We start from the raw sequence: 19,345 nt of genomic DNA, 5'->3' as shown, positions 1-19,345 counted from the left end.
GTCAGTCGTCAGTGGCGTCGGGCGTGTCCAGCAGATGTAACTAGAGGTGTAACTCAGTGTCCACATTTCGTGGCGTCCCTCTCATACCCTTCACGCCGCCCGCCCGCGAGGCAAGGATGAGCCCATGACTGCTACCAACGGTGGGACCACGCGGCGCGTCGCCGTCCTGGGCGGCAACCGCATCCCGTTCGCCCGCTCCAACGGCGCCTACGCGACCGCGTCGAACCAGGACATGTTCACGGCCACGCTCGACGGCCTGGTGGCTCGGTTCGGGCTGGAGGGGCAGCGTCTCGGCGAGGTCGCCGGCGGTGCGGTCCTCAAGCACAGCAGCGACTTCAACCTGGTCCGGGAGTCGGTGCTCGGGAGCCGGCTCGCTCCCGAGACGCCGGGCGTCGACCTGCAGCAGGCATGCGGCACCGGCCTCCAGGCGATCAACTACATCGCCGGCAAGATCGCCCTCGGCCAGATCGACGTCGGCGTCGGCGGCGGCGTCGACACGACATCGGACGCCCCCGTCGCGATCTCCGAGAAGCTGCGCAAGAAGCTCATCAGGCTCAACAACGCGAAGACGATGAAGGACCGCCTGGCGGTCCTCGCCTCGGTCCGGCCCGGCGACATCGGTCTCGCGATCCCGTCCAACGGCGAGCCCCGGACCGGCCTCTCCATGGGCGAGCACCAGGCGCTGACCGCGGTCGAGTGGCAGATCACCCGCGAGGCGCAGGACGAGCTCGCCGTGACCTCGCACCACAACCTGGCGAGGTCCTACGACGAGGGCTGGCAGGACGACCTCGTCACGCCGTTCCGGGGGCTCGAGCGCGACAACAACCTCCGCGCCGACTCGTCGGTCGAGAAGCTCGCCAAGCTCAAGCCGGTCTTCGGCAAGGGCGCCGCGGCCACGATGACGGCCGCCAACTCGACGCCGCTGACCGACGGCGCCTCCGCGGTCCTGCTGGCGTCGGAGGAGTGGGCGCAGGAGCGCGGGCTGGAGCCGCTCGCCTACTTCGTGGACTCCGAGGTCGCGGCCGTCGACTTCGTCCACGGCCGCGAGGGCCTGCTGATGGCGCCGGCGTACGCCGTTCCGCGACTGTTGGCGCGCCACGGCCTGACGCTGCAGGACTTCGACTACTACGAGATCCACGAGGCGTTCGCCTCGCAGGTGCTCTCCACCCTCGCGGCGTGGGAGGACCCGGTGTTCTGCAAGGAGCGCCTCGGTCTCGACGCGCCGCTCGGGTCGATCGACCGCACGAAGCTCAACGTCAAGGGCTCCTCGCTGGCCGCTGGTCACCCGTTCGCCGCGACGGGCGGCCGCATCGTCGCGAACGCCGCGAAGCTGCTCGCCGCGAAGGGTGGGGGCCGGGTCCTGATCTCGGTGTGCGCCGCCGGGGGCCAGGGCGTCGTCGCGATCCTGGAGCGCTGACCTGCGCACGGTGCCCGCGAGCCGCAGTTCGTCGCTGCCGCTCGGCGGGTACCGCGCCGGCGTGGGGGATGTGAACGGGACGGTGCTCGCGGAGCGCTACGAGCTGTGCGAGCAGATCGGGTCCGGCGGTGCCGGGACCGTGTTCCGCGCGCGCGACCGGGTCCTGGACCGCGAGGTCGCGGTCAAGATGATGCGGCCGGGTGCCGACGACGACGCGCGCGAGCGCCTGCGCGGTGAGGCGCGGATGGCCGGGCTGCTCGCGCATCCCGCGATCGCCCGCGTCCACGACTTCGGCGAGCGGCAGGAGGACGGCGTGCCGTCGCCCTTCCTCGTCATGGAGTACGTCGACGGCAGGTCGCTGCGCGACGTGCTCGCGATCGAGGGGCCGATGTCACCCGAGCGGACGATGGGGCTCGTCGCTCAGGTGGCCGACGCGCTGACGGCTGCGCACGAGGTCGGCATCGTCCACCGAGACGTGAAGCCGAGCAACATCCTCGTCCGGTCGGACGGCACGATCTCGCTGATCGACTTCGGCATCGCGCGCTCCCGCGACGTCGAGCCCCTGACGCTGACCGGGACGATCGTGGGCACCGTCGACTACATCAGCCCGGAGCAGGCCGGCGGTGCCGGCGCGACGTCGCTGTCCGACCTCTACGCGCTCGGCATGGTCGCCTACGAGTGCCTGACCGGCGTACGGCCGCTGCGGCGGGACACCCAGATCGCCACGCTGGTGGCACACCTGCACGAGGACGTCCCCGATCTCCCGCGCACGGTCCCCCCGCCGGTGCGCGACCTGGTGCGTCGGCTGACCGCCCGGGACCCGCGCCGACGGCCGGCCGACGCCGCCACCACCGCGCGGCTCGCCCGCGCGGCGCGCTCGTCGGACGGGTCGGCGGTCTTCCCGGTCGTCCCGTCAGGGCTGCGGGCCCGAGCCGGTTGGCTCGCGGCCGTCCCGGTCGCCGGGGCCGCGCTCCTGGGGGCATGGCTGCTCGTCGGCCAGAGTGACATCGACCGCCCGGCCGCCGCCGCCCACGCGTACGGCGCCGCCGCGCCTGTCTCCGCGACGAAGGTCCCGGCCGCTCGACTGGTCGGCCGCACCTACGCCGACGCCGCCCGGATCCTCAGCGCGGCCGGTCTCGTGCCGGAGCTCGCACCGGGCAGCACGTCCTCCGCGACCGCGGTCGTGACGGACGTGGCGCCCCGAGGGAGCGTCGCCCCCGGCACCGTCGTCAGGCTGACGCTGGCACCGTCCCCGACCGTCACGACCGTCGCCACAGCGCCGGTGCGCCGCGCGCGACCTCCGGCGAAGGTGTCCGAACCGGCGTCGCACCCCTCGGCCGCGGGGCGGGCTCACGGCAAGGCGAAGGGCCACGCCCACAGCCACCACGGGAAGCACTGATCAGCGGGCGACGGCGAGCGCCGACCTCACCAGGTGGTCGCGGACCTGCTCGACCGAGACCTCACCGACGCGCGGCACGCCCGGGGCCGCCTCGGTGACCAGGATGCCGACCCGCGCGAGCTGCAACGTGCCGAGGCCGCTCGCGTAGAGCGTGTTCGCGAGCAGCGCCGGATCGGCCACGTGGAAGTCGCCCGCGGCGTTGCCGTCCTCGAGGATCGCCACCATGATCGACAGGCAACCCGTGATCGCGCGGCCCAGGCGCAGCAGCGCGCTCTCGGAGATCTCGTCGAGCAGCTCGCCCCAGTTGCGGCGCATCAGCGTCAGAGCGCAGTCGGTGAAGGCGGGGTGCGCGACGCCGTACTCCACGAACGCTCCGACGGCGGCGGTGAGACGGTCGCCCGGCGTCGACGCCTCCTCCTGCGCGCCGGTGAGCTGCTCGCGCAGCTCCTCGAGATAGCCGACGAGGGTGAGCGCGAAGATCTCCTCCTTGCCCGTGAAGTGCCGGTAGACGATCGCGCGGTTGATGCCCACGGCGCGCGCGATGTCCTCGATCTGCGCGTCGCGCACGCCGCGCTCGTCGAACAGCCGGCGGGTCGCCGCGATGATCTCGCCCTCGCGGGCCCGGCGGCGGGCAGCGGCCGCCGAGCGGCGTCCGTCGGTCTCGATGGTGCGGATCGTCATGAGGCTCAGCGTACGACGTGTGCAACTGCCAGTTGCACACGTGTGACGATCACTTGGTGCCGATGACGACCGCCGGGGGACCGTGGAGTCGTCCGAGATGACGTCGTCGACCGCGAGCGCCGCTGGCTCGAGCGGGGAGGTGGCGGCCGCCCGGCACGCCGCCGGCCGCCGTCGAGTGTGGCGACCTCGGTCACCCGTGGACGGGCGGAGCCAGGCGGTGCCCGCAACACCCGACACCCCGGCGAGCCGGGCCTCAGGACCCCACCAGCCCTCGAACCGTCTCGATCGTGTCGGCGTCGTCGGCGGTCTTGTCGTCGCGGTAACGGACGACCCGGGCGAACCGGAGCGCCAGCCCGCCGGGGTAGCGGGTGGACCGCTGCAGCCCGTCGAAGGCGATCTCGACCACCTGGACCGGCCGCACCGGCACCACCCAGCCGTCGGTGCCGTCGGTGGCCAGCTCGGTGAACCGCTCGGTCTGCCAGCGCAGCATCTCGTCGGTCATCCCCTTGAACGTCTTGCCGAGCATGACGAAGCCGCCGGTCTCCGGGTCGCGGGCGCCGAGGTGGATGTTGGAGAGCCAGCCGCGCCGGCGCCCCGAGCCCCACTCGACGGCCAGCACGACGAGGTCGAGGGTGTGCACGGGCTTGACCTTGATCCAGCCGGCGCCGCGGCGGCCGGCCTCCCACGGCGCGGTCAGGCTCTTGACCACGACGCCCTCGTGGCCCTGCTTGAGGACGTCGGCGGCGAAGTCCTCCGCGACGGTGGCGTCGTCGGTCATCACCCGCGCCACGCGGCTCGGCTCGGGCACGAGGGCGTCGAGCTCGGCCAGCCGCTCGGCCAGGGGAGCGTCGAGCAGGTCGCGGCCGTCGAGGTGCAGCAGGTCGAAGAAGTACGCCGACACGTGCACGCCCGACCCGGACCGGGTGGCCGTGCGGGACGCCGTCTCCTGGAACGGGCGCGGCCGGCCGTCGTCGCCGATCGAGATCGCCTCGCCGTCGAGGACCAGCCGGTCCGCCGGCAGCGACCGCACCAGGTCGACCACCTCGGGCAGCCGGTGGGTGATGTCGTCGAGCGTGCGGGTGGCGACGACCACGTCGTCGCCGGCGCGGTGGACCTGGATGCGGATGCCGTCGAGCTTCGTGTCGACGGCGACCGCGCCACCGACCTTCGCGACCGCCTCGGCGACGGTCGGCGCGCTGGAGGCCAGCATCGGCAGGACGGGGCGGCCGACCTCGAGGCCGACGTCGGCGAGCGCCTCCTCACCGGCGAACGCACGGGCGGCGACCGCAACCGTCGAGCCGGCCAGCATCGCCGCCCGCCGCAGCGCCGGGAGTGGTACGCCGGCGGCCGCGGCGAGCGCCTCCTGCACGAGCGAGTCGAGTGCGCCCTGCCTGACCTCGCCGGTGACGATGCCGCGCAGCCAGGCCTGCTCGTCGGCGGTCGCGCGGCCGAACAGGGCGGCCACGGCCGACGTACGGGCCGCTGCGGAGCCGGGGCCCGCAAGGGCGGCGATCTCGTCGAAGGCCTCGTGGACCTCGACGACCTCGAGCGTCGGCGCCTCGGCCGGGGTCGGCAGCGCCGCGAGCGAGCGCCAACCGAGACCCGTCCTCCGCTGCAGCAGGGAGCCGGCGAGGTAGGACGTGACCACCTCGAGCTCCTCGGGCGAGGCCTCGGCCAGCCGCTCGGCGAGCGCGGCGGTCTTGGCCTTGCGTGACCGGGTGGCGGACACGGCGGCGGAGGTGGCGACGACGTCGGCGAGCATCACGGACCTCAGTCAACACCTCGGCACCGACGGCCCGCGGGCGTGACGTAGCGTCGCCCGCGTGGAGGAGCGCAGCCTGACCCGGGAGTGGCGCCTGCCGCACCCGGTCGGGGTCGGCCGGCTGCTGCTCGGCCGGCGCCGCGGCGCCGGCGACCCGACCTACCGCGTCGAGGGCGTCGGCGAGCGGGCCCGCCACTGGCGCGGACTCGTCACGCCCGACGGGCCGGCGACGCTCGTGCTCCACCAGGAGCCCGACGGCACCGTCCACGGCGAGGCGTGGGGACCGGGCGCGCGCTGGGCGCTCGACAGCGTCCCCGGTCTCCTCGGTCAGTACGACGACCCGAGTGGCTTCGCCCCCGACCACCCGGTGCTCGCGGAGGCGGCCCGGACGGCCGGCGAGGTCCGCTTCGGCCGGAGCGGGCTGGTGATGGAGGCGCTCGTCCCGGCCGTCATCGAGCAGCGGGTCACCGGCCAGGAGGCCTTCGCGGGCTTCCGTCGCCTCGTCCAGCGGTACGGCGACCGCGCACCCGGCCCGCACGAGCGGCTGTTCGTGCAGCCCACTGCCGAGCGGCTGCGGAGGATCCCGTCCTGGGAGTGGCTCCGGCTGCCCGTCGACCCGGCGCGCTCACGGGCGGTCCTCACCGCGGCCCGGGTGGCCGACAGCATCGAGCGGACCGTCGGGCTGTCCGGCGACGAGGTCGAGCGCCGGCTGACCACCCTGCCCGGGATCGGCGTGTGGACGGCCGCCGAGGTCCGGCAGCGCGCCCACGGCGACCCCGACGCGGTGAGCTTCGGCGACTACCACGTCGCCAAGGACGTCGGCTGGGCGATCGAGGGTCGCCCCTGGGACGACGAGGAGCTCGCGGCGTTCCTCGAGCCCTTCCGCCCGCACCGCAACCGGGTCGTCGGCCTGGTCTACCTCGCCCGTCTGCGCCGCCCGCGCCGTGGCCCTCGGATGGCGCCGCGCACCCACCTGCCCCGCTGACGGACTGCTTCTCAGAGGAGCGGCCGCAGCGGCTGCAGCACGAACTCGGTGAACTTGCGGTGCACGTCGCGGGCCGCCCACTCGCTCTGGGTCAGCTCGAGGGAGTTCGTCGTGTCGAGCTCGAAGATCTGCTCGTGCACGGCGGCGAGGGACTCGTCGATGACCTCGACGTTGATCTCGTAGTTGCCGGTGAGGCTGAGCCGGTCGATGTTCGCGGTGCCGACCGTGACCCAGGTGCCGTCGACGGTGGCCGCCTTGGCGTGGATCATCGCGCCGTTGAACCGGAAGACCCGCACTCCGGCCTCGAGGAGCTGCGAGAAGTAGCCGCGCGAGATCCAGTCGGTGACGATATGGTTGGACTTCAGCGGGATGAGGATGCGTACGTCGACCCCGCGCTGCGCCGCGTCCTTGAGCGTGTCGACGAAGTCCTGGTCGGGCAGGAAGTAGGCGGTCGTCAGGTAGACGTTCTTGGTCGCCCGCGTGATCGCCTCGATGTACATCGACCGGATCGGGAACATCCACAACCGCGGCACGTTGCGGTGGAACCTGATCCGCGGCTCCCACATCGACGACGTCTCGAGCAGCAGCGGCCGCTCGCTGGCGTGCAGCAGCCGGCGCCGGTTGAGGTTCCAGAAGTCGGCGAACGCGCGCTTGAGGTCCCACACGCCCGGACCGGTGATCCGCATGTGGGTGTCGCGCCACTCGGTGGCGTAGGCCGAGCCGACGTTGTAGCCACCGACGAACCCGACGGAGTCGTCGACGACCAGGATCTTGCGGTGGTCGCGCCCGTAGCGGGTGAAGTCGAAGAACCGCCAGCCGGCCGGGTAGACCGGGAACCGCAGCACCTTCAGCGACGGCGGGAACCGCTTGAACTTCGGCGGCACCACCAGGTTCGCGAAGCTGTCGAAGATGATGTAGACGTCGACCCCGCGCTCGGCGGCCGCGGTCAGGGCGCGCTTGAACCGCTCGCCGACCGCGTCGCCCTTCCAGATGTAGGTCTCGAAGAGGATCTGCCGCTGGGCGCCGTCGATGGCCGCGATCATGTCGTCGAACAGGTCCTGGCCGAACGTGTACGTCGTGATCTCGCCCTCGCCGACCGTGGTGGTGCGCGGTCTCATGGCGGGGAACGGCTTCGGGCGGCGGCCGCGGCTGCGGTAGGCGTCGACCAGCGTCATCACGACGGCCAGCGACACCGGCACGCCGAAGAACACCAGCAGCGTGCGTCGTAGCCACGTCCACAACGCTCCGCCGCGAATCACAGGGGTCAATCTAGCGACCACCAGGACTGTCGGTGCGCCCCCGTAGGCTCGTCGCATGCGACCAGTGACCGATCTCGAGCGCCGCGTCGCGCCGTTCGAGGTGATTTCCGACTTCAAGCCCGGCGGCGACCAGCCTGCGGCGATCGCGGAGATCTCACGCCGGATCAAGGACGGCGAGAAGGATGTCGTCCTGCTCGGCGCGACCGGAACCGGCAAGACGGCGACCGTCGCCTGGGTCGCCGAGCAGGTGCAGCGGCCGATGCTCGTCCTGCAGCCCAACAAGACCCTGGCGGCGCAGTTCGCCAACGAGCTGCGGCAGCTGTTCCCCGACAACGCGGTCGAGTACTTCGTCTCCTACTACGACTACTACCAGCCCGAGGCCTACGTCCCCCAGACCGACACGTACATCGAGAAGGACTCCTCGATCAACGAGGAGGTCGAGCGGCTGCGCCACTCGGCGACCAACAGCCTGCTGACCCGGCGCGACGTCATCGTCGTGTCCACGGTCTCCTGCATCTACGGCCTCGGCACGCCGCAGGAGTACGTCGACCGCATGCTGCGGCTGCGGGTCGGCGAGGAGCACGACCGCGACTCGATCCTGCGGCGTCTCGTGGAGATCCAATACACCCGCAACGACCTGTCGTTCACCCGCGGCACGTTCCGCGTCCGCGGCGACACGCTCGAGATCTTCCCGGTCTACGAGGAGCACGCCGTGCGGGTGGAGTTCTTCGGCGACGAGGTCGAGCGGCTGATGACGCTGCACGCCGTCACCGGCGAGGTGCTCACCGAGGACGAGGAGCTCCACGTCTTCCCGGCGACCCACTACGTCGCGGGGCCCGCCCGGATGGAGCGGGCGATCAACGGGATCGAGAAGGAGCTCGAGGAACAGCTGGCCCTCTTCGAGAAGCAGGGCAAGCTCCTCGAGGCCCAGCGGCTGCGCATGCGCACGACCTACGACGTCGAGATGATGCGGCAGGTCGGGTCCTGCTCGGGCATCGAGAACTACTCGATGCACATCGACGGCCGCGCGCGCGGGAGCGCGCCCAACTGTCTGCTCGACTACTTCCCGGAGGACTTCGTCCTCGTCATCGACGAGTCCCACGTGACCGTGCCGCAGGTCGGCGGCATGTACGAGGGCGACATGTCCCGCAAGCGCAACCTGGTCGACTTCGGCTTCCGGCTGCCGAGCGCGATGGACAACCGGCCGCTGCGGTGGGAGGAGTTCCTCGACCGGATCGGCCAGACGATCTACCTCTCCGCGACCCCGGGCAACTACGAGATCGACAAGGTCGGCGGCTCCATGCCGCCCCACGTGGTCGAGCAGATCATCCGCCCGACGGGCCTGGTCGACCCCGAGGTGGTCGTCAAGCCGACGAAGGGCCAGATCGACGACCTCATCCACGAGATCAGGCTGCGCACGGAGCGCAACGAGCGCGTCCTGGTCACGACGCTGACGAAGAAGATGTCGGAGGACCTCACGGACTACCTCCTCGACGCCGGCATCCGCACCCGCTACCTCCACTCCGAGGTCGACACCCTCAAGCGCGTCGAGCTGCTCCGCGACCTGCGGCTGGGGGAGTACGACGTGCTCGTCGGCATCAACCTGCTCCGCGAGGGACTCGACCTGCCCGAGGTCTCGCTGGTCGCCATCCTCGACGCCGACAAGGAGGGCTTCCTGCGCTCCGACAAGTCGCTCATCCAGACCATCGGCCGTGCCGCGCGAAACGTCTCCGGCCAGGTGCACATGTACGCCGACCGGATCACCCCGTCGATGGAGGCAGCCATCGACGAGACCAACCGGCGTCGCGCCAAGCAGGTCGCCTACAACGAGGCCAACGGCGTCGACCCGCAGCCGCTGCGCAAGAAGATCGCCGACATAACCGAGATGCTCGCCCGCGAGGACGAGAACACCCAGGCGCTGCTGGAGACGTGGGCCGGCACCGAGGCCAAGGGCCGCGCGGGCGGCGTGAAGAAGAAGTCCCCGACCCCGGTGCTCGGCGACGCGGCCGCCGAGGCCCGCCAGCACGGCCTGGTCGGACTGCCCAGCGCCGACCTCGCCCAGCTCATCCAGGAGCTCACCGACCAGATGAAGAACGCGGCCACGGAGCTGCAGTTCGAGGTGGCCGCCCGCCTGCGCGACGAGATCTCCGACCTCAAGAAGGAGCTTCGACAGATGATGGAAGCGACGAAGTGAGCGTCGGCGACGAGGGCGCCGTCGCGAGATAGCGGGCGATGTGCTTCGCGATCCGCTCGGCGTCGCGGCCCACGCCGCCGATGAGCATCGAGTAGAACCCGCGCTGGAACAGCAGGCCCATGAAGTAGAGCCCGGGCACGTCCCGCATCACGCCGCCGTCGTCGGTCGGCCAGCCGTCCGGGCCGGTGACCGGCGGGCGGACCAGCCCGAAGTCCTGCCGGTAGCCGGTGCACCACAGCACGTTGGCCACGTCGAGGACGGTCCCGTCCTCGAGCGTCGGGCGACCGTCGGTCGCTGACGTCGTGTGTGCCGGGAGGTGGTGGACCCCGGCCGCCCGCAGGTGCTTGGCCTTCACCCGGACCAGCGGGGCGGCACCGGTGCGGACCTTCGGCTGGGCGCGCCGGCCCACCGGCGTGCGCGTGGTGAGCACGTGGTTCCACGCGAACCACAACAGGGGGAAGACGCGGCGGAAGCGGAACGTGCCGATGTCGACCGGGATCTCGCTGCGGATCGGTCCCGACAGCCAGGTCTCGTGGCCGGCGGCGGTCGTCTCCAGCGCCAGGTCGGCGCCCGACTGACCGGCGCCGACGATGAGGACCGGGCCGGGGAGAAGCTGCTCGGGGTTGCGGTACTGGCTCGCGTGCAGCTGGCGGATCCCCGGATCGAGATGCCCGGCGACGTCGGGCACCTTCGGGAGCCGCTCGCCGCCGTTGGCGACGACGACGACGTCGGCGACAACGGCTGAGTCGCCGCAGTCGACCATGAAGCGGCCGTCGTCGAGGCGCTCGACGGAGACCGCGGTGGTCCCGTGCCTGACGTCGAGCCCGTCGGCGTACGCCTCGAGGTAGTCGGCCATCTCGCGCCCGGTGGGGTAGGACCACTTCGGCGCGGGGAAGGGACGGCCGGGCAGGCCGTCACGATAGGCCGGCGAGTTGAGCAGCAGCGAGTCGTAACGCCGGCGCCACTGGTCGCCGACCCGCGGGTGCTCGTCGAGGAGCAGGCAGTCCACGCCGAGGCGGCGCAGGTGGTGTGCCGTCGCCAGGCCGCTCTGGCCGGCGCCGACGATGACGGTGCTTCGGGTCTCGTGAGTGTCCATGCCGCGACGCTAGGAGCGCCGGGGCGGCCGCCGCGTCGGGCGACCTGCCCATCCTGGGCGGCGTCCCGATGGGTCGAACTGTGCAGTCAGCCGGCCAGGCCGTGGTCGTAGGCGTAGGCGGTGGCGGCGCTCCGGGACGAGATCCCGAGCTTGGTGTAAATGTTCGCGAGGTGCCGCGCCACGGTCTTCTCGCTGAGCACCAGCGCGTCGGCGACCGCACGGTTGGAGCGGCCGGTCGCGACCAGCCGGAGCACCTCGGCCTCGCGGGCGGTCAGCCCGCCGGGCAGGCTGTCGGCGACCTCCAGGCCGGCGAGGTCGGCCGCGGCGCCGAGGGCGTCGAACCCCGCGCGAGCCGTGTCGAGCTCGTAGGCCGCCGCCTCGGGGTCGCCGACCAGGTCGAGCGCCCGCGCGAGACGGACCCGGACGCGGGCGACGTGGTAGGGGAGTCCGAGGTCGACGAAGTGGCCGAGCGCGGCGCGCAGGCAGACCAGCGCCTCCACCGGCTGACCGGCGGCGAGGGCGACGGTGCCCTTCGCGGCGGCCGCATGGCCGGCGAGCAGGGGCGAGGCGAGCTCCTCCGCGAGGTCGGCCAGCTCAGCCGCCGCCTCGCGTGCCGCCGGCAGGTCGCCGACCGCCGCCATCACCTCCACGTGCGCCGCCAGCACGTCCGGCCGGTCCAGCCGACCCGGTTCGGCCGCCAGCCGGCGGGTGGCGGAGGCCGCTGCCTCCGAGCGGCCCTGCGCGAGCCGGAGCAGAGCCAGCCCGGGCTGGGGCTGACGCCCCGCCGTGTTGGCCCGGCGATAGGCGTCCTCGGCGTCGGCGAAGTCCCCGCGCAGGCGCATCAGCTCACCGAGGTGGTACCACGCGTCGCCCTGCGGCGGGCCGGCCAGGCTCGCGCAGGCCAGGCGACCCTGGACGTCGGCGTCGGGCCACGCGCCCTCGAGGGTGAGCACCTGGGTGCGGTGGACGAGGCACTGGCCGCGGTAGGGCACGAGCCCTGACTGGCTCTCGCACCAGTCGGCGAGGGCGGTCGTCCACTCGGCCGCCCGCCGGACGTCGTGCAGGGCGAGGCAGGCGGCGAGGACCGCGCAGTAGGCGAGGCCCGCGACGGTGGGCGTGAGCTCGTCGGCCTCGACCGTCGCCATCACCTCGTCGAGCCGCGGCAGCGCCTCGCCGCCGCGACCGAGCCGGATCAGCGCCATGCTTCCGGACAGCAGGCCCAGGACGTGCAGGTCGGGCGCGCCGAGCCGGCGGCCGGCCGCCACCGCCCCCGCGGCGACCTCGAGCGCCTCGTCGAGCCGCCCGGTCTCGACGAGCTGGCGGGCCTCGAGCGTCGCCGGGAGCATGGCGACCGCCTCGTCGACCTCGTGCTCCTCGGCGATCGTCCGGGCCCTGGCCAGCCAGCCCGCGGCCCGCGCGTGCTCGTTGCCGAGGTAGAGCATCCAGGCGTGCCAGAACGCCGACTCGGCGGCGCCGGTCCACAGGCCGTGCGCGAGCGCGAGCCGGTGGCCGCGGGTGAGCGTCTCGAGGCTGCCCTCCCGGTCGCCGACGAGGAACCGCGCGACGCCGAGCCGCCTCATGTCGTCAGGGGGGAGCGGCGCCACCCGCTCCGCCTCGGTGAGGGCCGCCGCGCAGGTCGGCCAGTCGCGGGCGTCGTAGGCCCGACGTCCGAGCTCCAGTGCCTGCCCGACAGCCTGGCTCATGACGGGAGACTACGCCCGGTACCGCTCCGAAGTGAGGGCCGTCACGGGCGTACGGTAAGAGGAGTGAGTCAGACACCGACCGTGGCGCGTCGAGGCTGGCTGGTCTGGAGCATCGCCATGGCGGCGTACTTCCTGGCCGTGTTCCACCGCTCCTCGCTCGCGGTCGCCGGACTGCTCGCCGCTGACCGCTTCGGCATCTCCGCGTCCCAGCTGGCCACCTTCACGACCCTGCAGCTGATCGTGTACGCCGGCATGCAGATCCCCGTCGGCGTCCTGGTCGACCGCTTCGGGCCGCGCAGCGTGATGCTCACCGGGATGGTGGTGATCAGCGCGGCGCAGGCCGGCTTCGCGCTGGCCGACTCCTATCCGCTCGCCCTGCTGGCCCGTGTCTTCGTCGGCATGGGCGACGCGATGACGTTCATCTGCCTGCTGCGGATCGTGGCCGCCTGGTTCGCGCCGCGCCGGATCCCCCTGATGACGACGCTCTCCGGCACGCTCGGGCAGCTCGGCACGGTCGTCGCCGCCATCCCGATGACCTGGGCGCTGGGCAACCTCGGCTGGACCAAGGCCTACCTGGCGGCAGCGGTCGCCGGGCCGGTCGTGGCCCTGGTCGGGCTGTTCTTCCTCCACGACGCGCCGAGGCACCGCAACCTGCGCGGCGTCAGCAAGACGATGCGGGAGGTCGCGGGCGGCATCGCCGACTCGTGGCGACACCCCGGCACCCGACTGGGCTTCTGGATGCACTTCACGACGCCGTTCAGCTCCAACGTGCTGGGCCTGCTGTGGGGCCTGCCGTTCTTCGTCCGTGGCGAGGGACGCACCGACCACGAGGCGGCGCTCCTGCTCACCCTGATGACGGTCACCGCGATGATCGTCGGCCCGCTGCTCGGCTGGGCGATCGGCCGCGAGCCGTGGCACCGGTCGACGCTGGCGCTGTGGATCATCGGCTCGACCGTGGGGCTCTGGAGCGTGGTGCTGCTGTGGCCGGGGGACGCCCCGCTGTGGCTCCTGGTCGTGCTCGTCGTCGTGTGCGGTGCGGGCGGCCCCGCGTCGATGATCGGCTTCGACGTGGCGCGGACCTTCAACCCGGCGCACCGGCTGGCCAGCGCCAGCGGGATCGTCAACCAGGGCGGCTTCATCGCCTCGCTCGTCCTGGTGCTCTCGATCGGCTGGGTGCTGGACTGGCGCACGCCCGGAACCGGCTCCGACTACACCGCCGATGCCTTCCGGTGGGCGATGAGCCTGCAGTACGTCCTGTGGGCGCTGGGGCTGACGCAGATCGTCCGCTACCGGCGCAAGGCGCGGGCCACGACCTCGCGCTCGGCGCTCGCGCCGGTCTCCCTGCAGTCCTGACGCCCGGTCAGTCCCGCGCCGGGCGGCTGAGCAGCCTCGCCAGCAGCGGCGTGAAGGCCAGGATCACGAGCAGTCTGACCAGTTGCACCGCCATGACGTACGTCGTGTCGGACCCCGCGTCGGCAGCGGTGGCGAGCACCGCGAAGAGGCCGCCGGGCGTGGTCGCGAGGTAGGCCGTGAGCCCGTCGACCGGCGTGAGCAGGGCGAGCAGGGAGCCCATGAGAGCGGTCGCCACGATCATGCCGATCATGAGGAGCACCACCACCGGCAGCATCCGCGCGATGGAGGCCAGGCTTGCGCGCGTGAAGCGCAGGCCGACCTGCACGCCGATGAGCGCGTAGGCGAGCCACTGCAGCGGGACCGGAACCGCGACGTCGCCCAGCCAGCCGGTCGAGGCGAGCACCGCGGCGACCGCCATCGGGGCCAGCAGGATCGACGTGGTGACGGGGATGAGGCGGGAGAGCCCGATGCCGAGGACCAGGGACAGGGCGACGAACAGCAGGTCGGCCGGGAGGTCGGTGTCGGCCGTCGCCAGCGTTCCTCCGCCGTGCTGGGGATGGAACACGATCGTGGTGATGAGCGGCATCATCACGAGCACCAGCAGCACGCGGAGGTACTGGACCACGGTGACGACCCGGTCGTCGGCACCGAGGTCCCGGGCGATGGCGACGACGCCCGAGGCGCCGCCCGCGATCATCGCGAAGGCACCGGTCACGCGCGAGACGTCGCGGCGGAGGGCGAGCAGCGCGCCGGCGCCCAGGCTGATGAGGATCGTGCCGAGCGTGACGAGGCTGATCGCCACGGCGTCGTCGCCCATGGCCGCCAGTGCGTCGAGGCTGATCGTCGAGCCGACGACCACGCCGATGAGCGCCTGCCCGAGCCGGAAGGTCCACGCCGGCAGGCGCAGGTCGGTCGGCGAGGTGAGCGCGTGCACGATGCCGCCGAGCAGCGACCCGAACATCACCGCCGAGGGGAGGCCGATCAGCTCGAAGACGGTGCTCGAGACGACGGTGACGGTGAGGACGAGGGCCAGTCCCTGTGCTCTGCTCCGCTCGTCTCTCATCGGGATCGATCGTACGGGCGTGGATGTCCCCGCCTGCTCCTACAGTGCTGCCGTGGACGTCAGCCGCCTCCAGGAACACTGCCTCTCGCTGCCCGGCGCCTGGCCGGACAACCCGTGGGACCACGAGCACCCGGTCATCAAGGTGGCGCCGGGCGAGCGCGGCAAGATCTTCGCGTTCCTCGGGTCCGACAAGGTGGGTGTCAAGGGCGGCCCGTCACGTGAGGTCGCCGACGAGTGGCTGCAGCGCTACCCCGACGACGCGTCGGTGATGGCCTACATCGGGCGCAGCGGCTGGAACGACCTTCGCCTGGGCGGCGCGATCCCGGACGAGGAGATCCACGAGGCGGTGGCCGAGTCCTACCGCCTCGTGGTCTCCAAGCTGCCGAGGTCGCTGCGCCCCGACGGCTGGGAAGCCGTCTGACCCCTACGGCGCCGCGAACCAGGTCAGGGTCCGGCTCACCAGGTCGGCCTTCTGCGCCGCGGTCCCGTAGGCCTCGAGCGGGAAGGCGAGGAACTCGACCTTGTAGCCGGCCGCCGCCACGGTCAGCGCGTCGGTCGCCGACGACGTGTCGGTGAACGCCCCCGTGGCCGGGGCGAGGGGTGTGATCCGGTCCTCGAAAGCCGCGCTGAGGACCGAGTGGTCCAGCGGCACGGTGCCGATGCCGTTGGTGACCGGGTTGCCGGTCACCGACGTGACCGAGACGGTCGCCTTGTCGTTCTGCGCCTCGGTGCCGTCCCAGCTGATGTGCAGGTAGTCCCGGACGAACGGCGTCGTGCCCGCCGCCTGGTCCAGGATGTCCTGGCCGCTCATCAGCAGCCGGCCGCCACCGTCGAGGAACGCCTTGAGGGCCGACTCGTAGCCGGCCAGCGGTGCCGGATAGCTGTTACCGGTGAACCACACGACGTTCTTGTGCGCGGACAGGTACGACGCCGGGAGGACCGGCCTCGCCTTGAGGTCCCAGTAGCCGAAGGTCGCCCCTGCCGAGGTGAGCGCCGCCTTGTAGGTGGCCGAGGTGTCGGGCTTGTCGCCGTCCTCGTCGACCAGGGCGGTGTCGGACGCGACCGCGACCGTGGTGAGGGTGGCGGACGCGCTCACCGTGCCGTCGCCCGTCGAGGTCGCCGTGACCGTGGTCGCCGACGTCGAGTCGTCGGCGGCGGCGGCAGGTGCGGTGACCTTCACGCAGACGTCGGTCGAGTCACCCGGCTGCACGGTCGGGGTGGTCGTCAGCGGCGTGGTGCAGTCGGCCGCGAAGACCGAGCCGCCCGGTGCCGTGACGGCGTACGCGTCGGGCTGGTATCCGCGGTTGGTCAGGTGCTCGGCGAAGGACGCGGCGGTCCCGACCCGGGCGCCCTCGAGGGTGCTGCCCGAGACGGCCACGCTGTGCGCGGCGCTCATCGCCTTGACGTTGGGGCTGCCGTTGGCGTCGACGCCTTGGGCCGAGCCGACGTGCAGCCCGTCATCGACGATCGACGTCACCGACGCCGGCAGGCTGGCGGCGATGGTGACCCTGAACGTCACTGACACCGAGCCGCCGGCCGGGACGGTCAGGCCGCTCCACGAGACCTTGCCGCCCGACAGCGTGCCGCCGGCGGACGCCGAGGTGAACGACGTGTACGCCGGCACCGGGTTGCTGATCGTCACGCCGGTGGCGTCGGCGTTGCCGAGGTTCTTGACCGTGACGGTGTAGTCCAGCGGGCGGCCGGGTCCGACCGGCGCGTCGGAGGTGGCGGTCGAGGCCACCAGCGCCGGTAGCGCCGAGCGGTTGGTCAGGGTGTAGGCCCCGCGGCCGTGCGTGCCGGCGAGCAGCACGCCGTGGCTCGGGTCGTAGTCCATGCTCCAGACCGCGACCTTGGGGATGGCGTCGCCGAGCCGCTCCCACGTCGTGCCGCCGTCGACCGTGACGAAGGGGCCGGCGTCGGTCCCGACGTAGAGGGTCGAGTCGGACGACGGGTCGAGCACGATCGTGTCGACCGGGACGTCGGGCAGGTTGGCGCTGATGTCCTTCCACGTGCCGCCGCCGTCGGTGGTGGCGTAGACGTGGCCGGTGCGCGACGGGGTGGCCTTGCCGAAGCCGCCGTACGCCGCGTAGGCGACCCGCCAGTCGGAGCGGTCCACCGCGATCTGGTTCACCGGCCGGTTGGGCAGGGTCTTGGCGCCCACCCGGGTCCACGTGGGGGAGTCGGCGGTGACCGCGTCGCGGCTCACCTGCATCCAGCCTTCGTCGGTGCCGGCGTAGACGCCGGTGCCGCCGTCGGCCAGGCCGATGGCCGAGATGAAGCAACCGCGGGCGCCGTTGGGTGCGGTGCCGGTGCAGCCACTGGTGAGGTCGCCGCTGATCGGGGACCAGTGCACGTCACCGGCCGCCGGTGCCTCCGCGTTGTCGGTGCGGTAGACCCGGTAGGTGCCGAGGAACAGCTGGCTCGGATCGGCCTGGTTCTCGGTCCAAGGCACGTAGAACTCGGCCCGGTCGTCCATGTTGATCCCGCCGCGGATGTACTCGTTGCCGAAGATCGTGCTGGTCTCCGACGGGTCGTAGCGGAAGGGACTGATGCCGTAGTACTCGCCGAACACGTACGCCGCCGCCGCGGGGTTGATCGGGTTGCGCGTCGTCTTGTCGACGAGCGCGTACCCGCCGTCACCGCTCGACTGGTCGAACCAGCGGCCGTTGGCGGTCGACTTGCGGAGCGTGCCGTTGTCCTGGGTGCCGCCCCAGTACTGGCCGGGCACCTGCGGAACGGTCGAGACGCCCACGAACTGGCCGATCTGCAGGCCGGTCGAGTGGAGGAGGGCCCCGGTGGCCGGGTTGACCTGGCCGTTGAGGTCCTGCCAGTCGGCGGCGCTCAGCGGGTCGCCGGCGCCGTTGCGCCCGCCACCGGTGTGCGTGTCCCACACGCCGCCGTCGTTGCCGATCGCGACGTGCTTGGTGTCGGTGGGCTGGAACGCGATGGCGTGCATGTCCGGGTGCAGGTCGTAGCCGAGGCTCTTCCAGGTCGCGCCGCCGTCTGTCGAGCGGTAGACGCCGCCGGACTGGGGCGAGAGGTCGTAACCGTAGGAGCCCAGCACGTAGAGCACGTTCGGGTCGGTCGGGTCGGGCTTGACCTCGTTGTCGTAGAAGCACTGCGTCGTGCAGTAGTCCTCGATGCTGTCGACGTCGTTGCTGCCGGTGCCGGTCTGCGCCCAGTGCGCGCCGTCGTCGACGCTCTTCCAGACGGTGGCCGGGTGGTACTTGTCGCTCGGGTCGTAGTAGTCGAAGCCCGTGTAGAGCGTCGCCGCCGCGGCGCCAGCCGGGTGCGAGATGCCGAGCGAGAAGCGCGTCGAGCCCGCGGCGAACTGTCCGGCGGGGAGGCCTGTCATCGCCTTCGTCCAGCTCTGGCCGCCGTTGCTGCTCTTGTAGATCCCGTCGCCCCAGAAGGACGCGTAGAGGACGTCGGCGTTCTGCGGGTCGCCGACCAGGTCGGTCGCGCCGGCGAACTCGTTCTGCGTGCCCTTGCGGAGCTTCCAGCTCGCGCCGGCGTCCGTGGACTCCCAGATGCCGTACTGCTTGCTGGCCGGCGCCGTGGTGCGGTGGTCACCGCCGCGGCCGCGCAGGGTCGACACCCACAGGTGGTCGGCGTTCCCCGGGTCGACGACGATGTCGGAGATCGACTGGCCCTGGAACAGGTGGCTCTGGTTGGCCCAGGTGACGCCGCCGTCGACGGACCGGTAGACGCCGTCTCCGAAGTAGCTGTCGCCTGACAGGGCGCCCTCACCGGAGCCCATGTAGACGACCTTGTCGTTGCTCGGCGCGATGGCGAGGGCGCCGACCGACTGCGTGTCGGAGTCCTGGGTGCGGGGCGTCCACGTGCCGGTGCCGGCGTCGTAGGTCCAGACGCCGCCCTGCGCGGCGCCGAGGATGATGGTGCCGTCGTTGCGGATGGCCAGCGCGCTGATGCGGCCGCTCATCGCGGCGAAGGTGTTGGAGGTCCGCACGACCTGGACGATCGGGTTCGGTCCCATGGCAGCCCAGGTGCCGCCTCGGCTCGGGCCGGGCTGGGTTGCCTTCTTCAGCTGGCCGGCCGCGACGTTGGCGTTGGACCGCAGCTGGGAGGCCTTGTCGAGGGTCAGCTGCTCGTCACCGGCGAGCAGGCGGGTGACGTAATAGGCGTCGCGCTGCTTGGCCAGGCCCTCGTCCTCCTCGCCGCCGTCGTCCGCGCCGGCGGTGCCCTTGGGGGCGACCCGGGTCGGCGTGTCGTCGGGGGAGGTGGCGCCCAGCGTCGGCGGCGATATCGAGGCGAGGGCGCCAGCCGTGAGGAAGGCGACGGCGACGGAGACGAGCTTGCGTGAGGATCGAAGGGTCATGCCGGGCTCCCGATCAGAAGACCCCGGGAAACCTCAGCGGGTGGAGAGGCCTCGCCGGAGGGCTGGTCGGCACTTTGCTCCCGCGCTCGGCGCG

At 72.2% G+C, this 19,345-nt stretch carries 13 protein-coding genes; 6 read left to right on the top strand and 7 right to left on the bottom strand.

Translation table 11 applies throughout. From position 1 onward, the window contains the following. Positions 1 to 124 precede the first annotated feature (124 nt). Both QDS12_RS20455 and QDS12_RS20450 read left to right on the top strand, forming a co-directional pair. Positions 125 to 1,417 carry an acetyl-CoA C-acetyltransferase gene (locus QDS12_RS20455; protein WP_279882605.1) on the top strand — a complete coding sequence of 431 codons (1,293 nt, stop codon included), beginning with the start codon at positions 125 to 127 and terminating at the stop codon, positions 1,415 to 1,417. 61 nt (positions 1,418 to 1,478) lie between these two features. Continuing rightward, positions 1,479 to 2,816: a serine/threonine protein kinase gene (locus QDS12_RS20450; protein WP_279882603.1), complete on the top strand. Its 1,338-nt coding sequence runs from the start codon at positions 1,479 to 1,481 to the stop codon at positions 2,814 to 2,816. Here the strand turns inward: QDS12_RS20450 and QDS12_RS20445 are convergent, their stop codons facing one another. Then, on the bottom strand, positions 2,817 to 3,497 hold the full coding sequence (locus tag QDS12_RS20445; RefSeq protein WP_279882601.1) for a TetR/AcrR family transcriptional regulator: 681 nt from the start codon (positions 3,495 to 3,497) through the stop codon (positions 2,817 to 2,819). Between the two features lie 253 nt (positions 3,498 to 3,750). Beyond that, entirely contained in the window at positions 3,751 to 5,259 is a 1,509-nt protein-coding gene (locus QDS12_RS20440; protein ID WP_279883494.1) for an ATP-dependent DNA ligase, read from the bottom strand. A gap of 61 nt (positions 5,260 to 5,320) precedes the next feature. Here QDS12_RS20440 and QDS12_RS20435 point away from each other — a divergent pair, with 61 nt between their 5' ends. Continuing rightward, positions 5,321 to 6,244, top strand: a complete 924-nt coding sequence (locus tag QDS12_RS20435; protein ID WP_279882600.1) for a DNA-3-methyladenine glycosylase 2 family protein — start codon at positions 5,321 to 5,323, stop codon at positions 6,242 to 6,244. Between the two features lie 11 nt (positions 6,245 to 6,255). Here QDS12_RS20435 and QDS12_RS20430 read toward each other — a convergent pair whose 3' ends face one another. Continuing rightward, positions 6,256 to 7,503 carry a phospholipase D-like domain-containing protein gene (locus QDS12_RS20430; protein ID WP_279882598.1) on the bottom strand — a complete coding sequence of 416 codons (1,248 nt, stop codon included), beginning with the start codon at positions 7,501 to 7,503 and terminating at the stop codon, positions 6,256 to 6,258. Positions 7,504 to 7,558: 55 nt separating this feature from the next. Between QDS12_RS20430 and uvrB the strand changes: the two genes are divergently transcribed. Then, complete coding sequence (uvrB, locus tag QDS12_RS20425) at positions 7,559 to 9,697, top strand: excinuclease ABC subunit UvrB (protein ID WP_279882596.1); 2,139 nt, start codon at positions 7,559 to 7,561, stop codon at positions 9,695 to 9,697. Here the strand turns inward: uvrB and QDS12_RS20420 are convergent. Next, positions 9,657 to 10,793 (bottom strand): NAD(P)/FAD-dependent oxidoreductase, encoded by a 1,137-nt coding sequence (locus QDS12_RS20420; protein WP_279882594.1) that lies wholly within the window; start codon positions 10,791 to 10,793, stop codon positions 9,657 to 9,659. The genes uvrB and QDS12_RS20420 overlap by 41 nt on opposite strands. An 86-nt stretch (positions 10,794 to 10,879) precedes the next feature. Then, positions 10,880 to 12,496, bottom strand: a complete 1,617-nt coding sequence (locus tag QDS12_RS20415) for a helix-turn-helix transcriptional regulator (protein WP_279882593.1) — start codon at positions 12,494 to 12,496, stop codon at positions 10,880 to 10,882. 63 nt (positions 12,497 to 12,559) lie between these two features. Between QDS12_RS20415 and QDS12_RS20410 the strand changes: the two genes are divergently transcribed. Further along, complete coding sequence (locus tag QDS12_RS20410) at positions 12,560 to 13,849, top strand: MFS transporter (RefSeq protein WP_279882592.1); 1,290 nt, start codon at positions 12,560 to 12,562, stop codon at positions 13,847 to 13,849. 7 nt (positions 13,850 to 13,856) lie between these two features. On the opposite strand, the gene QDS12_RS20405 is transcribed toward QDS12_RS20410, so the two are convergent. After that, positions 13,857 to 14,912 carry an AbrB family transcriptional regulator gene (locus QDS12_RS20405; protein WP_279882590.1) on the bottom strand — a complete coding sequence of 352 codons (1,056 nt, stop codon included), beginning with the start codon at positions 14,910 to 14,912 and terminating at the stop codon, positions 13,857 to 13,859. A gap of 52 nt (positions 14,913 to 14,964) precedes the next feature. Here QDS12_RS20405 and QDS12_RS20400 point away from each other — a divergent pair, with 52 nt between their 5' ends. Beyond that, on the top strand, positions 14,965 to 15,333 hold the full coding sequence (locus QDS12_RS20400) for an MmcQ/YjbR family DNA-binding protein (RefSeq protein WP_279882588.1): 369 nt from the start codon (positions 14,965 to 14,967) through the stop codon (positions 15,331 to 15,333). A gap of 3 nt (positions 15,334 to 15,336) precedes the next feature. Here the strand turns inward: QDS12_RS20400 and QDS12_RS20395 are convergent, their stop codons facing one another. Continuing rightward, complete coding sequence (locus tag QDS12_RS20395; protein ID WP_279882587.1) at positions 15,337 to 19,251, bottom strand: hypothetical protein; 3,915 nt, start codon at positions 19,249 to 19,251, stop codon at positions 15,337 to 15,339. Between the last annotated feature and the right edge of the window lie 94 nt (positions 19,252 to 19,345).

It is taken from the genome of Nocardioides sp. CER19, assembly GCF_029846275.1.
In the GTDB taxonomy this organism is placed as follows: Bacteria; Actinomycetota; Actinomycetes; order Propionibacteriales; family Nocardioidaceae; genus Nocardioides.
The sequence above is the reverse complement of the archived record's forward strand: the minus strand, read 5'-3'. Positions and strand labels throughout refer to the sequence as shown.